Here is a 15,070-nt window from a genome sequence, read left to right on the forward strand (position 1 = left end):
CCCTAGATGATAAAATACCCCACTCGAACACTTTTGAGCAGGGTCGTTAAGCATGGTTTTAGATTTGGCTATGGGGACTAGGGATTGGGGACTGGGGACTGGGGAGATTTTACTTCCAATGCCCAATGCTCAATGCTCAATGCCCAATGCCCAATTTCCAAATTATGCTAGGTGCAATTCTAAGTCTGATTTTTTAGAGCCACTGTAAGCTTTGGGACGGCGAGTGTAGTTGAGTTTGATTTCTTCTAAAGCCAGACGTAGGTCATCTCTACCACGAAAACCTTCAAGACGATGCCGAATCACGCCATTTTCAATCAGCAGTAAGGTGGGCAAGGACTTGAGGCGATAGGTGTTAGATAGCTTGAAGTTCTCATCGGCATTAATCCCAACTAGCTTAATTTGGTCTCCACATTGACCTTGAAATTGCAGCAACAGAGGATGAATAATGCGACATAGGCCACACCAAGGTGCTTCAAAATTTACTAAAACCGGAATTGGCGATTCTAAAACTTCTTGAGTAAATGTCCGCTCACTAACCGACAACACCATGATGCCTCTAGAATTATAGGTTTTTAATATCAAACTAGCTATCAGCAGAAGAATTTAGCAAGCTAGTCAAAGCTTTATTGCAGCTATTTTTCAAAAGTTGTTGTGGGATCTGACACAAAAGTCAGCACGATTTTAACGACAAAATTTGGGTTGTTCAAGTCCTAGCAATGGTTTGCCCAATGGTTGTTTTAAGTGCTGCGCTGTATAATATCCCACAAAAGTAATTGTTGATTGATTTCCAAAATGTACAGGTATGAAAACCTATGACCTCACCCTGACTAACAGCTATTTCTATTCATCCTACATTGATTTGGTAGCATTTGATCAGTGGAATCTTTTACTAGGTTAGTATTTTTTTGGGTTTTGGGGATCACTCAAAACTACCAACTGACGTTACTGGTGGCCACTATTAACAAGGGATGCGCCCACCACAGTAACCCAACAAAAATCGCCACACCTAGATAGGCAGGACGAATAAATTCTTGCCAGTGAAGAGATTGACGACCATCAATGACTGCGAGAAAGGGGATAATCGAAGTACGTTGTTTCACAATTTCAAAGGCTTCTCCATAGCGATGGCGTAAGCGGCGATCGCCGTGCCAAACCCCAAATAAATGATGCAATACTAACCCTATAGATGTCACTATAGTAAAACTTGTCCCCAACCACAGGGTATGAGCAATACACCAAATAATTTGCCCCACCATCTGCGGGTGACGGGTAATCCTGATAATCCCTGTCTCATAGAGATGCACTTGGGGCTTTTGAATAGCAGCAATTTCTAGTAGATTGAAGGTGGCAGGATACAAAAATAAAAATGAAATCGCTGACAACACCCAAACCACTGCTTTTATGCCTGGTACATCCTGTAACTGCCACAGTTGCCAGCCATCATAACGGTGATTAAAAAAATAAGTAATTACTACGACAGCCAAAGGTAAACTGATTAATGCAAAAACTATGCGATAAAGCCTTGGCCCGATGTGCTTCTCTGCCCAAGGTCTCAAAGCAGCTCCCCCACTGTGGGCGATCGCAAAAATTAACAATAACCCCAGCATCACCAAATGACTCGGAGCTAACCCAGGATTGAGCATCATAATCAACAGGTAAAGTAATTTTAAGAAAAGTTAACTATATACAACCAATACCACAAAGTATTCAACAGGAGACTTGCATCAAAATGTTGTGGTAATGTCTTGTTCGAGTCAAGCCTCCTAATCTTCCATGTAATTAATCACGTCTATTGATGATTAGTTACTAAATTCGCTCCTTTCAAAGTTTGTGGGTTGAGCCTTATGTCTGACCTTCCATTCACTTTAGATCAGTTACGTATTCTCAAAGCGATCGCTGTAGAAGGGAGCTTCAAGCGTGCTGCTGATAGTCTCTATGTCTCCCAACCGGCCGTGAGTTTGCAAGTGCAGAACCTAGAGAGACAGCTAGATGTCCCTCTATTTGACCGTGGAGGACGGCGCGCTCAATTAACCGAAGCAGGGCATCTACTATTGAGCTACGGGGAAAAAATTCTCAGTTTATGTCAAGAAACTTGTCGTGCCATCGAAGATTTACAAAATCTCCAAGGTGGAACGTTAATTGTGGGTGCTTCTCAAACCACGGGTACTTATCTTTTACCCAAAATGATTGGGATGTTCCGCCAGAAATATCCTGATGTCGCGGTACAACTTCATGTCCATTCCACTCGCCGCACCGCTTGGAGTGTAGCTAATGGACAAGTAGATTTAGCAATTATTGGCGGCGAAATCCCCGCAGAACTCGCGGAATCGCTAGAAATTCATCCCTATGCCGAAGATGAACTGGCGTTAATCTTACCTGCATTCCACCCCTTTGCTAAACAAGAATCCATTCAAAAAGAAGATTTATACAAATTACAATTCATCACCCTAGACTCCCAATCAACAATTCGCAAAGTTATTGATCAGGTACTAGCGCGCTGTGAAATTGATACCAGGCGGTTTAAAATCGAGATGGAACTCAATTCCATTGAAGCCATTAAAAATGCTGTGCAGTCTGGTTTAGGTGCAGCATTTGTTTCCACTAGTGCGATCGCCAAAGAATTACAGATGGGTGTACTCCACTGCACTCCGATTGATGGTGTTGTCGTCAAAAGGACACTATGGCTGATATTTAATCCCAATCGCTACCGTTCCAAAGCCGCAGAAGCTTTCAGTCAGGAGATATTACCCCAGTTTGCAACTCCTGAATGGCATCAGGAGATTTTTAACCTGTCACAAAAAAAACTCATGCTACCCCCGTTAGATGCAGTGTTACCAAACTCTAGTAATGAAGGTTAATCTCTAGTTATTAGTGACAAATATGTCAATTGCTCATGGAAAAATATACATGAGCAATTGCCTAACTTTTAGCTTTTGGGAGTAAGTCTAGGTTTAATCGTCTGTAACCCTTGATTTTAAAGACAAACCTCTAATTTGAGTTGAAGATTCAGCCTGATGTGAATTAGGAAAGCCTTCTATATCCAAACAATAGCCCATACTGGGAGCTAAAAAGACTTGGGAGGGGCGGGTTAATCAAATATCATAAACAATTAACGATAATCTAGGTGAACCCGCCACTACAAATGTCTAAGGAATTACCCGATTTTAAATTAGACGTAATTTTGAATTTTGAATTTTGAATTTAAATCACCCCTCTCCGCCGCCGGAAAGGGGTTACAGATGAGATAACAAAATTCTCACAAGCTGATACTCAGCACTTAGGATTTCCGCGCTACCTAATAAGCGTCTTGCAACTCGTAGAAATCAGGTGAAACGTAATCCTTGCGTAAAGGCCAACCCACCCAATCTTCAGGCATGAGAATGCGCTTCAAGTTGGGGTGTCCTTCATAGATAATGCCGAACATATCATAGGATTCACGTTCTTGCCAGTCTGCGGTTTTCCAAATCCAGTAGACCGAAGGAATTCTGGGATTCTCTCTGGGCAAAAATACCTTTACCCGTACTTCTTCAGGTTGATCAGCATTATCACCCACCTTGACTAAGTGATAGACACTAACTAAATCTTCACCAGGGCCAAGGTCGATACCTGATTGAAACTGAAGATAGTTAAACCCATAAGCATACAAGGCTGTAGCGATGGGTAATAAGAAATCTGGCTCGACCTTAATAATTTCTACCCCATTTTTATCAGGGGCTAAAGACTCATGAGCAAAGCCATTTTCTGACAACCAGCTAGAAATGGGGCCAGCTTGGACTATAGCTTCTGTCTGGGCTGGTACTGGTTTTACTTCTTCATCAGCCACGTTTTTGTTCCTCCTTCTGAGTCTTTGCTGTCAACAGTGCAGGTGGAACTGGTAAACCAATTGCTTCTGTCAATTCTTTAGGTGGTGTAAAGCGAGTGTCTGACTGCATATATTTGCCAGTTAAAATTTCTGGTACTGGTTTCAAATTATGCGTAGTGCTGTAGAAACGGTGGGTTTGCTTAATTTGACTGCGTTCCTGCATCGAATCGTTAGCAATCTTTTTCCGCAGCTTGATAATCGCGTCAATGATCGCTTCTGGACGGGGAGGACAACCTGGTAAATAGACATCTACAGGAATGAGCTTATCTACCCCGCGCACAGCCGTGGGAGAATCAACGCTAAACATCCCGCCTGTAATTGTACAAGCCCCCATAGCAATTACATATTTTGGTTCGGGCATTTGTTCATAAAGACGCACCAATTGAGGAGCCATCTTCATAGTGATTGTCCCGGCCGTAATAATCAAATCAGCTTGACGGGGACTAGAACGGGGAATTAATCCAAAGCGATCGAAGTCAAAACGTGAGCCAATTAAAGCTGCAAATTCAATAAAGCAACAAGCTGTACCAAACAGCAAAGGCCACAAACTAGAAAGCCTAGCCCAGTTATAAAGGTCATCAACCGTGGTCAAAATGACGTTTTCTGACAAGTCTTGGGTGACTGTCGGACGCTCAACAGGGTTAATGATTCGTTCTTTGTCCTGGGTGGTTAAATTAGAATTCAAGACCATTCCAAAGCTCCTTTACGCCATGCGTAAACTAGGGCAACTACAAGAATTGCAATGAAAATCAGTGCCTCAATAAACGCCAATAACCCTAAACGATGAAAAGCTACCGCCCAAGGATAAAGGAACACCGTCTCTACATCAAAAACTACGAAGACCAGTGCAAACATATAGTAGCGGATGTTGAACTGAATCCACGCACCGCCGATGGGTTCCATCCCAGATTCATAGGTGGTGCGACGTTCCAGACTATTACCCGTAGGTCTAAGGAGCTTGGACGCTGAAAGTGCTAAGGCAGGTACTAGGCTACAGATAATGAGAAAGCCTAGAAGGTACTCGTAACCGCTAAGGACAAACACAATGAATCTACCGCTTATGGAGTATTTGAGGTGGAGGCTGGGGACTGGGGAGGTCAAAAGTAAAGAGTTAAAAGTAAAAAGAAAAAGAGTTTTTTACCTTTTGTCTTTTTAATTTCCAATACCAATCCCTAATCCCCAGTACCCAATCCCTAGAATTGCGTAACTTTCTTTTACATTATATCTGTTTAGTTTTTCTGAAATCTGTGAAACAAACGGATTTCAGGTATTTGATTCGTTTGTAGAAGTGATAGAAAAGTCTAACGAATATGTCATAATTTTTAACGTATATTTAAGAATTCTTCTCTGCGAGACCTAAGTCATGAGCGAACCAGCTGTTGAAACTACAGTGTTAGACCGCTACGAGTGTCGCGCCTGCGGTTATGTTTACGAACCTGAAAAGGGTGACGATAAGCATGACATTGCTCCAGGGACACCTTTCGATCAATTGCCCGTGAATTGGCGTTGTCCTGTTTGCACGGCCAAAAAAGTTGCTTTTACTAATGTTGGGCCAGCCGGTACAGCATCGGGGTTTAAAGAAAACCTCAGCTATGGTTTAGGTGTAAACACTCTCACTCCTGGTCAGAAAAATATCCTGATTTTCGGTGCTTTAGTGGTGGCATTTTTGTTTTTTATGAGTCTCTATGGATTGCAGTGAGGCAGGAGAGGAGGCAGAGAGGGCAGGGGGCAGGGGGCAGGGGAGAGAAACTCATGACTCACTACCGGCTAAACGCCGCGCTTCCGCTAACAGCACGGGTTAACGCCCCGCTTCCGCTAACACTACTCAGCACTCAGCACTCAACTGCATTAAGTGAAGCGTTTAGGGCGACCTTACACAAATTTAGAATACAAATACAAAAAATCTCATGCGATCGATGGTTATTGTGAAAAGTTGGCAGAAAATCTTTGCTTTGTTAATGGTCGTCTTTTTGTGTATGGGTTGTAGTAAAGTGCCGTCTAGCAGCTACAATCCTTGGGCAGTCATTTCTGTACCAACTGAGGCCAAACTTTTAGATATTGCTTTTACTGGAAATCCCCAGCATGGTTTTTTGGTTGGTAGCAATACCACACTTTTAGAAACCAATGATGGTGGCGACAATTGGAAACCACTAGAATTGGCTTTGGATGACGATCGCTATCGTTTTGATGCAGTCAGTTTTGCTGGTAAAGAAGGCTGGATTGCTGGTGAGCCTTCTTTGCTGCTACACACCACTGATGAAGGTCACTCTTGGTCACGTATTCCCCTAAGTTCCAAACTACCAGGCAATCCCATCTCTATCCATGCTTTGGGTGAAAACACAGCTGAAATGGCTACTGATGTCGGCGCAATCTACAAAACCACCGATGGTGGTAGAAACTGGAAAGCACAAGTAGAAGCAGCCGTTGGGGTAGTGCGTAACCTAGAACGTGCTGCTGATGGTAAATATGTAGCTGTTTCTGCTAAGGGAAGCTTTTACTCCACTTGGGAACCTGGACAAAATGCTTGGGTTCCCCATAACCGCAATAGTTCCCGCCGTGTAGAAAATATGGGATTCTCTGAAGATGGGCAATTGTGGTTACTAGCAAGAGGTGGTCAAGTCCAGTTTAGCGACCCCAATGAGCCAGAAGCATGGCAAGAAGCGCAAAGTCCTGAATTTTCCACTAGTTGGGGTTTATTGGATTTGGCTTATCGCACACCTGAAGAAATCTGGATTGGTGGCGGTAGCGGTAACTTATTGCTGAGTACCGATGGTGGTCTAACCTGGTCAAAAGACCGTGATGTCGAAGGAGTTGCAGCTAATTTTTACAAGATCGTCTTTTTTAGCCCAGAACAAGGATTTATCATTGGCGATCGCGGTGTGTTACTCAAATACCAACCCGATGTCGCGAAATCAGACAAAACAGCAGCGTCAGCTTAGTGATAATCTAAGTTTTCAGTATCTGCCAGTTTTATGAGAAGCAAGTTGCAACTTGTAACTGTTTCTAAACTTTGTAGGATAATAAACTCAATAACGTCTTTATAAAGGTAGGGAATCTCAATGTCAGGGACTACTGGAGAACGTCCGTTTTCCGATATTGTTACCAGTATTCGTTACTGGGTAATCCACAGTATCACCATTCCAGCATTATTCATCGCTGGTTGGTTGTTTGTCAGCACCGGTCTAGCTTATGACGTGTTTGGTACTCCTCGTCCTGATGAGTATTACACACAAACACGGCAAGAGCTGCCAATTGTGAATAATCGTTTTGAAGCGAAAAAACAAGTTGAACAGTTTATTAAGTAATTTGAAATCATGACTAGCGGCAACAACGTTAACCAACCAGTTACCTATCCTATTTTTACAGTGAGATGGCTGGCAGTTCACACACTAGCTGTGCCTACCGTCTTCTTCTTGGGCGCGATCGCCGCAATGCAGTTTATTCAACGCTAGTTAACTACTAGGAGTTAATCATGGAAAGAACGCCCAACCCTAATAATCAACCGGTTGAACTAAACCGGACTTCTCTTTACCTGGGACTACTACTAATTTTCGTTCTAGGTATTCTATTTTCCAGTTACTTCTTTAACTAACTGGAACTCTTGTTTTACATCTGTGTTGATTTAATTTATTCAGAGAGGAGCAAAAGCTGTGTCTGCTGGAACTGGGAGAATTCCCCTGTGGGTCGTCGCTACGATCGCAGGATTAGGTGTAATTACTGTTGTAGGTATTTTCTTCTATGGAGCCTACGCTGGACTTGGTTCTTCAATCTAAGTTGAGCATCTTGAACCAATTCATCTAGCAGTTGTTTAAAAAACATCAATAAAAAGCCGCCTATCTTCAAGAAGACAGGCGGTATTTTAATTGACTGATTAGCGGCAAAATTCAGTTAATTGCTCATTAATCACAGGTAAAAAATAATCAACTTTGGATTTTAGATCCTTAATTTTCGAGCCATACTGCCAAATAGCAAGAGCTTTGACCTTGCTCTCAAGACAGGATGAGCAAAACAATCCACAATCCAAAATTAACTATTTTGTGCCTAATTAATCAATTAACCAATATCATCACGTTCAATGTACAAGAACATAAACGCCATTGTTGCAGCTGAGAAAACTAAACCAGTCAAAGGTACAAAGATAGAAGGCAAAAATGATGCTGCCATAGTAAATAGTCCTGTTAAATTACACAACAATTCAAGAAGAGCTTACTGCAAATCTAACCGGATTTTTGCAAATTCTAAAGATTTTTAACACAGATTTCCGCCAGAACTGATCATAAACCGAGCAGTTCGTCTAGTGGGATGTTCCGTAAATCTGGGGGAATTACGGTTCTTAATACCGTAACTTTGTGACTTTCTTGTTGAGTAGCTCGATTGAGGGCGATCGCTTCTATGCGGATCTCTAAGCAGCCAAAGGGAATGTTTAAGGGAATCATGACTTCCATTCCCCCAGAGGAATTAGGTAGTAAATCTGTCAGTAAGTGAGGGCCATCCAGTAACCAGCGAGTTTGACAGTCTTCTACCCATAGCTTCACCACAACTTGTGGCGGAACTTTAGGTAATTCCACTCTTACCCTCACGGAATTACCAGCAATCAACTCGCCTTCCGGTACGTGGAGTTTTGGAACTGGTAAAGGCTTAATCGGTTCATCACTCAAAGACGTAAAAATTGATAAACTCGCATTTGTGGGATTTTCGATGATAGAACTAGAGCCGTTACTGAAATTGACTACGTCTTCACTGAAAATATCATCAACTACAATTTCCTGGTCTATCCAACTAACAGGTGTATTAATATCTACTGTCGGCTCCAACTGTGTCACAGGCACTAAATCTGTAGATTCTGGTTCATCTGCTGGATGCTCTATCTCTGGTACAGCTAAAGTATCTATCAAAGTCACTTCACTTACAGTATCCCCACTCATGAGCGAAATCTCAGTGGTGTCTTCCAAAATGTTGACAGGCGGCTCATCATGTACGCCTTCCTCATCCAGTACATCTTGATGGGAATATGGTAAATTCACAGGTTCGGGTAGGGAGTAACCCTGGCTTTGCATCCACTTTCTAATTAGAGGTGATGAATGAGCAATTGTGACTTCTGGTGCATGATCTCTAAAATCATCGCTGGTTTCTGATGTCAATACTGGTTCTGGCTCAGAATGAGGATCAGAGACTACTTCCTCTGTTGATAAGTTTTCCTCTGTATATTTAGTATTTTCATTAATATCTTCTTGAGTATTTTCTAGTATATTTAACTCTGCTGGTAGTAGATTATGAACTATTTGATGTTCAGGTATATCAGCAATTTCGTGATTTTCGGTGATGTTGGGAATAGGAGAAGATTGCAGGGGTTTAAGGTAGGGAAAACTACTGCCCATCAACCGCGATCGCCGACTTTTGATCACCAGTTGTTCCAAGTTAATGGGAGCAGGAATCGCGGAGACTGTAATTGCATCCTCAGTTAACTCAGGGGTTTCAGGAACAGATACTATTACTGTCTCCGTAACAGGCTGCGTTTGATCTACTGCGATCGCATTATTTGCTGGCTCAGGCAATTTGGGTAACTGTAATCCCCGAACATCAGCGGTTTTTTTGGTAGATGTGGATGCAACTGACTGTGGTATGGGTGTATTTGGTAGTGGAGAAGTTACTAGAGATGGTTCTGTGGGTGACGATTTCACCAAATTGAACAGTTCCAAATCCAGGCTAATTGAGGGTTCAGGTGTAGGCGTGGGTGGTGTGCTAGCCTCAACGCTGGGTGAAGGAATGGTAACAGTCAGCAATTGAGTTACATCCGCCGTAATCGTGAAAGATTGGCTAGCTAGGAGAATTACCTGCCCACCATCTGTGAGAGAGCCATACAAACTAATATCAGCTAGTATCAGTTGTGATTCGCACTTAGCCGGGATATCAATCGCAGAACGTAAAGTCAAAGGTAGCAATTGATCAGCCAAAGATTGCCGGATTTGGGTCAAGATTTCTAAACTTTGGGGCGATCGCAATTCTGTCCTCAACTCCAAACCATAAAGACGATCTGGAAAAGCGTTTTGATTTGTTTGGTAATTTTCTGCTACTTCCACACGCCCATGAATTGTGAGGACGTGTCCCCAACGAGTCACATAGGTTTCTCGATCTAAAGTCAGAGCCAAAGGACATTTCGGCTTTTCTAGAAGTAAATCATCACTTTTTACCTCTTCTGCTAACGGATCAGAAGTTGGTAATGCTAAATCAATCAAATTTTGTAAAATCTGCTCTGCTGTCTCACCCTTTACCCAAACAGGGCTAACAGGTTCATCAATTAGCACTTCTTGTTCTACATTCGTCGCTAAAAGGGTGCTGGGGTTGGTAACAGTGATTTCTGTCAACCCATTCGTTTCTAAATTGATATTTGGTAAAGATTGCAGAGCATGAGGTGAATCTGGTACTGACGTAACGTTTGCGGCGTGGACTTCCTCAGACAATACCTGTAAATAAACACCACATTCCCAGGATTGCCCCAACATATCTGACATCAAATCACCGAAACAGCGCAATTCCCAAATTCCTGGTTTGAGGTAAGTAAAAGGAATCACCGCCATTAAGCCATCGGCGTTAGTGCGTCGTAGTCGCTTCTGTACCCGTCGTTTAGGAGGTTTTTCCTGACGAGAAAAGAAAGTGACGCGCACTTCCACATCCGTATTTGGCAGTTGTGATAGAGCCAAAACTCTATACCTACCTTCCAAAATATCCGTGCTTGGCGATTCTAGAGCTTGCCATGAGCGATCGCCCTGTTTCTGAATCAGAAATTGCCAGTTTTCCATTGTGAGTGATGCCCAGACCAAAGAGCAGCTGAGAAATTTTTTGCATTATATTGCTAGCCAGTTTACCTCAGCAACTTTTAATTGCATCACTCATAATGTAATTTTTTGCTGTAGATAGTAATAGTATTGAGTTTGAATACTAAAAATTAATTCAAATATACTCAGTCATCAAAAGACAATAGTAAATTAATATGTATAAAATTAGGCTCAGATACATGAGCCAAATAAAAATGATCAGGATTGCTCAGATTTAGCCAATCCCGATTTTTCCCAAAAGACAGCTTTAACTCACAGCATCAAATAGCGTAGCGTTTTTGGTAGTAGGCTAATATTTGCTGTACACGTTGCCGACTTTCCTGATGAGAGTTTGCTGACCACGAAATGCACAAGCCTGCAATTTGACTTTGCTGGTAGTCAAATTGATCAGCAGACTGAGGAATTAAACTCACTTCTACTCCCGTAACTTGACGAATATGAGCCGCTATCTCTCGATATACGGCTAATGGTAAACCAGCAAACTCTACTTTTTCTTGAGTCTCCATCCTCTACGAAGCTCCCACACTGACTGTATTTGAAGTAGGTGTGGTGAAAGAAACAGGATTTGTAGTTGATGATACTGTACCTGTTGGTGCTTCACCTACTGTTTTAGCTACCTCAATACCGTATTGTTCCAGAATTACAATCGGATTGGAACCTTCATTCATTTCAATTCGTTTTACCAAAACCCCATTCGCCAGTCTTTGTCCCGCTTCCACATAACGACTTGCTATTTCATTGGGGATTTTGATGATGGCTTGGGGTACTTTACCAACAATCACAACTCCAGTCACCATCACCGCCCTAGCTAATTCAGGTTGGGCTTTTGGTGGTAGAACAGAAACTAAAGTGGAATTGGGAACTACCTGTGGCAGAACTTTCGGTAACACAGGAGTTAAGCTAGGTGGTTTAACAGCCCGTGCTAATTTGTTTTGATTATTGGGCTGATTTTTGTTAGTCGCACTGCTGCTACCCTTTTGTGGCTTGACAGCATTAGGTAAAGGGGGTAGAGAAGGTACTGCTTTGGGAGTTGTGGTTTGGGAACTTTCAACAGGAGTTGCTTGCCCAACAATTTGAGCAAATGGGTCAATTCGCCCTTTAGAAAATACAACTATTCTTTCTGTGGCATTCGTGGGTTGAATAAGATTAGAATTCCCAGCAGCTGGCTTTGTTTGTGGCTGACCGGGAACTACAGGATTATTAAAAGATTCAGCTGCTGGTGGAGATTTAGCAACAGGAGCTGGTGCTGCACTCGGAGTTGGATTAACAGCTTGTGGTGTTTCTTCTGAAGCGCATCCTGCGATCGCTACAGTCATCATAGCTGCAACTACAATTTTTGATTTTATGTCCATTAGCTGTTCTCAAACGCTATAGGAAAATTGATAAACACTAACTCTGCTGATATTTCAGACAAAGTATCGTTATCTTTATAACCTAACTTTTGGATTTTCAGGATTTTTTTTACATTATTTTCTCAGTGGAAATACTGTTTAATCCCACATAGATTAATCATCAGCTGTACACATCAGATGCTTTAACAAATCCAGTCCTTTCTTGACTCTGCGAGAAACAGTAACTACGCTAATGCCTAGATGTTCTGCTACTTGTTTTTGTGTCAAATCATGGAGAAATACACACTCTAAAACTTCACGGGTGCGCTGTTCTAATTGAAACAAAGCTTGTTGAAGACGAATTTGATCTTCTTGTGCTAGTTGAAAACTACGGTAGTGATGATCAGGGACTAATTCCCCCAAACTAGTAGATCCTTCTTCACCATCTTGTACAGGAACATCTAAACTCAATGGCGCACGATTAACCCAAGCAAGTTTAATATCTTGCCATTCTTCTATGGAAATTTCCAATGCGTCCGCCAATTCCGCGTCAGTTGGTTGGCGATTGTACTTTACTCGTAAAGAACGGGAGATGCCTATGGCGCGTTGTTGTAATGCCAGGTACCGTCGAGGGATTCTAACTGTAACGCCTTTATCTCTGAGATAGTGTTGAATTTCACCACGAATATAGGGAATGGCAAAGGAACTAAAAGCGTGACCTTTGCTGATTTCAAATCTTTCAATCGCCCGAATTAAACCCAAACAACCAACCTGAACCAAATCATCGTAATTTTCACGACATTGGTTCATCCAATAGTGAGCTTCTTTTCTCACTAGCCCAAAATTTAGCTGCACCAGTTGATTGCGAACAGTTTCGGAGCGAGATAGCTGATATTCTCGCAACAACTGCCAAATTTCGCACTTCAGTTCATTGGTAGTTGAGGTAGGCATAACACCGCAGTGATTAATTTAATCAAGAGACAACCAGAACTCACTTTTAAATTTGTTTGTGATTGTGTGATATCAAAGCAAATGCCCTGCTATTGATGAGAGGACAAGTAAATAATTGTTGACGGATATTATTTTTTGAATGCAATGAAATTAACAATCCAGCAAAATTAAAAGGAGTGAAAATTCTTTTGTTTTGAGAACTCAAAACTCAGAACTGACAATACTTGTGAGTAATAGATTCATCGCCTAGAAACTTTTTCTCCCATGACTTCTATAGCTACAAGCATGATGAGTTCTGAACGAGGTATTTTGAATTCTGAGTTTTTTTGTTTTGTATATTGATTTGGCGTTTTCGATGTAGTTTGTTGCATCTACATACAGACAAAATATATAATTTTCGGTTACATTTAAAACCGAAATTGTACTTAATTTAGCTACTTAACAATAATTGTGGCTCTTGCAGAGACTTGGGTAGTTACTGAAGTTTAATTCTCAGTAAGCTTACGAAAGTATTGCAGAGTTATTTATCTGAACTTTAAACTTAAAAATTTCCTGGCTCGTAAATCAACATAGTTATCAAGCTGAAGAGCAACATTTAAAGGGTATTATTGGGTACTTATAAAGGAGCCGTGGTCTTCAATCAGATTAAGAAAACTTTACTTTTCTGTCTCTTTAGTTAAGATAGTTGTTGATCTTCAACGGTTCAGATAGCCCCAATAGAGTTGCGTAACAACTACTCATACCAATTTTGGATTTTGGATTACAAGGCTGGATTCATGGCCTATTCCAGTTCGGTATCACAGAGGAAGAGTTCCAAGACTGACGGACGTATCACAATTGACGCTTGGTGCGTGACGCTATCAGTCTCATAACTATATTCAAATTCTTTCACAGCGTCACACACCCTACATAAAAAATATGCTATTTGCGTAAGTCCTAAGTTTATTTTCTGAAAATTCCTAAGTTAACGATGTGAAGACCAACAAAAAAGGGCTATTCGCCCTTTAAAGGAAATATGAATTTTATGCTCATTTGGTCTGAAATCACTTAACTAATGAACCCCTAATAAGTTAGGGGCATTAGTTAAACCTCTATGGGAGGGAAGCTAGACAAAATTTAGTCTTCAGTTTTGACAAGATTTGAGCAATCAAAAGCATTTAGCTACGATTGGGTTCAACTCTGGCGTAAAACAGACCGCGAATTTTGACTTCCTTGGGTTCAGCAGAGCCTAAGTCGGTATCAGATGGCTGTTCACTCTCGAAAGTACCAGCGATTTCACCACTAGAGCTATCCACTTTAGCTACTTGTAAGGAAATTTTACCTTTGAGAATTTCTGCACGCTTGACGTTGGCGCGGGTTAATTCTTCATCATCAGCTTGTGCTGGTAAGGCAACGGCATTGTCATAGCCGGTGACGATACCACGACCTTTGGGGTCAAGGAAAGCAGCACCACGATAGGAAGGCACTTTAAAAGTTCCTTCAAAGTCTGTGGAAGTATTGACACTAGTTAAACCAGGTTGAGTTTGAGCAACTAGGTTTTTAATAGTGAATAGGAAGGGAACTCGCTCACCACCAGGTAATTGTACGGTAATGGCTTGGAAGTCAAGACCATCTTGTTCCACGAAGGTCAAGCTGTTATCAGTGTTGATTTTAAGCGCACCGGAAACTTGATCAATGGTGGAAGTGTATCTAGTCAACAATTTGCCAGCTACAAATTCTGCTGATTGACGTTTGTTAGCAGGCTCTTCTTTGACAAAGAAATTGGTAGGTTCTAAGCAGAGTTCTTTGATGGAGTAGGACTGGCTAGAATCCAAGGGAATTGAACCACGGCTGGTTTCTGCAAGTTGAGGGCATTTGTTAGCCAAGCCAGTGCCTCGAATTTGTTCGTAAGTCAGTATATCCCTACTGCTAGCAGCAGGCGCGTCACTACAAGCGGTGAGTAGCCCCAAGCATACAGCTAAGAATGCAGCAATTAAAGCTCGATACCTCATGGTCAACCTCAATGTCAAAAATTAGTATCTAAAGGGTTTGGGTGCATGGGTGAATACACCTTCAGATCGGGGCATAGTGCTTCAATGGCACGAAGATTG

The 15,070-nt window shown here is 41.8% G+C and carries 18 protein-coding genes; 7 read left to right on the forward strand and 11 right to left on the reverse strand.

The window, feature by feature from the left end; genetic code table 11:
• Positions 1 to 162: 162 nt before the first annotated feature.
• Together CLI64_RS04305 and CLI64_RS04310 are read right to left on the reverse strand one after the other, a co-directional pair.
• On the reverse strand, positions 163 to 549 hold the full coding sequence (locus CLI64_RS04305) for a co-chaperone YbbN (RefSeq protein WP_103136064.1): 387 nt from the start codon (positions 547 to 549) through the stop codon (positions 163 to 165).
• Positions 550 to 929: 380 nt separating this feature from the next.
• The gene (locus tag CLI64_RS04310) at positions 930 to 1,646 is read right to left on the reverse strand and encodes an NnrU family protein (RefSeq protein ID WP_103136065.1); all 717 of its coding nucleotides are present in this window, start codon (positions 1,644 to 1,646) and stop codon (positions 930 to 932) included.
• Between the two features lie 198 nt (positions 1,647 to 1,844).
• Here CLI64_RS04310 and CLI64_RS04315 point away from each other — a divergent pair, with 198 nt between their 5' ends.
• Positions 1,845 to 2,858 carry a LysR family transcriptional regulator gene (locus CLI64_RS04315; RefSeq protein WP_103136066.1) on the forward strand — a complete coding sequence of 338 codons (1,014 nt, stop codon included), beginning with the start codon at positions 1,845 to 1,847 and terminating at the stop codon, positions 2,856 to 2,858.
• 437 nt (positions 2,859 to 3,295) lie between these two features.
• Here CLI64_RS04315 and CLI64_RS04320 read toward each other — a convergent pair whose 3' ends face one another.
• From CLI64_RS04320 to ndhC, 3 genes are read right to left on the reverse strand one after another with little or no spacing between them, the layout of a single operon-like run.
• Positions 3,296 to 3,823, reverse strand: a complete 528-nt coding sequence (locus CLI64_RS04320; RefSeq protein WP_103136067.1) for an NAD(P)H-quinone oxidoreductase subunit J — start codon at positions 3,821 to 3,823, stop codon at positions 3,296 to 3,298.
• Positions 3,816 to 4,553, reverse strand: coding sequence for a photosynthetic/respiratory NAD(P)H-quinone oxidoreductase subunit K (ndhK, locus tag CLI64_RS04325; protein WP_103136068.1), 738 nt, complete (start codon positions 4,551 to 4,553; stop codon positions 3,816 to 3,818). The genes CLI64_RS04320 and ndhK overlap by 8 nt, the downstream gene beginning before the upstream one ends.
• A complete protein-coding gene (gene ndhC, locus CLI64_RS04330) occupies positions 4,544 to 4,906 on the reverse strand; it encodes a photosynthetic/respiratory NAD(P)H-quinone oxidoreductase subunit C (RefSeq protein ID WP_010997983.1) in 363 nt (120 codons plus the stop codon). The genes ndhK and ndhC overlap by 10 nt, the downstream gene beginning before the upstream one ends.
• A 319-nt stretch (positions 4,907 to 5,225) precedes the next feature.
• Between ndhC and CLI64_RS04335 the strand changes: the two genes are divergently transcribed.
• The 6 genes from CLI64_RS04335 (at position 5,226) to CLI64_RS04360 (ending at position 7,635) form a co-directional block, all read left to right on the forward strand.
• Complete coding sequence (locus CLI64_RS04335) at positions 5,226 to 5,561, forward strand: rubredoxin (protein ID WP_103136069.1); 336 nt, start codon at positions 5,226 to 5,228, stop codon at positions 5,559 to 5,561.
• A 217-nt stretch (positions 5,562 to 5,778) separates the two neighbouring features.
• Positions 5,779 to 6,801: a photosynthesis system II assembly factor Ycf48 gene (locus CLI64_RS04340; RefSeq protein WP_103136070.1), complete on the forward strand. Its 1,023-nt coding sequence runs from the start codon at positions 5,779 to 5,781 to the stop codon at positions 6,799 to 6,801.
• Positions 6,802 to 6,921: 120 nt separating this feature from the next.
• A complete protein-coding gene (gene psbE, locus CLI64_RS04345; RefSeq protein WP_103136071.1) occupies positions 6,922 to 7,167 on the forward strand; it encodes a cytochrome b559 subunit alpha in 246 nt (81 codons plus the stop codon).
• Positions 7,168 to 7,176: 9 nt separating this feature from the next.
• Entirely contained in the window at positions 7,177 to 7,314 is a 138-nt protein-coding gene (gene psbF, locus CLI64_RS04350) for a cytochrome b559 subunit beta (RefSeq protein ID WP_103136072.1), read from the forward strand.
• 20 nt (positions 7,315 to 7,334) lie between these two features.
• Positions 7,335 to 7,454 (forward strand): photosystem II reaction center protein L, encoded by a 120-nt coding sequence (locus CLI64_RS04355; RefSeq protein WP_071989460.1) that lies wholly within the window; start codon positions 7,335 to 7,337, stop codon positions 7,452 to 7,454.
• 58 nt (positions 7,455 to 7,512) lie between these two features.
• Positions 7,513 to 7,635 carry a photosystem II reaction center protein J gene (locus tag CLI64_RS04360; RefSeq protein ID WP_103136073.1) on the forward strand — a complete coding sequence of 41 codons (123 nt, stop codon included), beginning with the start codon at positions 7,513 to 7,515 and terminating at the stop codon, positions 7,633 to 7,635.
• Between the two features lie 280 nt (positions 7,636 to 7,915).
• On the opposite strand, the gene psaI is transcribed toward CLI64_RS04360, so the two are convergent.
• The 6 genes from psaI to CLI64_RS04390 form a co-directional block, all read right to left on the reverse strand.
• Positions 7,916 to 8,026 (reverse strand): photosystem I reaction center subunit VIII, encoded by a 111-nt coding sequence (gene psaI / locus CLI64_RS04365; protein WP_103136074.1) that lies wholly within the window; start codon positions 8,024 to 8,026, stop codon positions 7,916 to 7,918.
• Between the two features lie 110 nt (positions 8,027 to 8,136).
• Positions 8,137 to 10,662, reverse strand: coding sequence for a hypothetical protein (locus CLI64_RS04370; protein WP_103136075.1), 2,526 nt, complete (start codon positions 10,660 to 10,662; stop codon positions 8,137 to 8,139).
• A gap of 296 nt (positions 10,663 to 10,958) precedes the next feature.
• Positions 10,959 to 11,204: a hypothetical protein gene (locus tag CLI64_RS04375; protein ID WP_103136076.1), complete on the reverse strand. Its 246-nt coding sequence runs from the start codon at positions 11,202 to 11,204 to the stop codon at positions 10,959 to 10,961.
• Positions 11,205 to 11,207: 3 nt separating this feature from the next.
• Positions 11,208 to 12,050: a hypothetical protein gene (locus CLI64_RS04380; RefSeq protein WP_103136077.1), complete on the reverse strand. Its 843-nt coding sequence runs from the start codon at positions 12,048 to 12,050 to the stop codon at positions 11,208 to 11,210.
• A 153-nt stretch (positions 12,051 to 12,203) separates the two neighbouring features.
• The gene (locus CLI64_RS04385; protein WP_103136078.1) at positions 12,204 to 12,980 is read right to left on the reverse strand and encodes an RNA polymerase sigma factor SigF; all 777 of its coding nucleotides are present in this window, start codon (positions 12,978 to 12,980) and stop codon (positions 12,204 to 12,206) included.
• Between the two features lie 1,157 nt (positions 12,981 to 14,137).
• On the reverse strand, positions 14,138 to 14,971 hold the full coding sequence (locus CLI64_RS04390) for a photosystem II manganese-stabilizing polypeptide (RefSeq protein WP_103136079.1): 834 nt from the start codon (positions 14,969 to 14,971) through the stop codon (positions 14,138 to 14,140).
• Positions 14,972 to 15,070 lie beyond the last annotated feature (99 nt).

The sequence above is a fragment of the Nostoc sp. CENA543 genome, from assembly GCF_002896875.1.
Taxonomy (GTDB): domain Bacteria; phylum Cyanobacteriota; class Cyanobacteriia; order Cyanobacteriales; family Nostocaceae; genus Trichormus.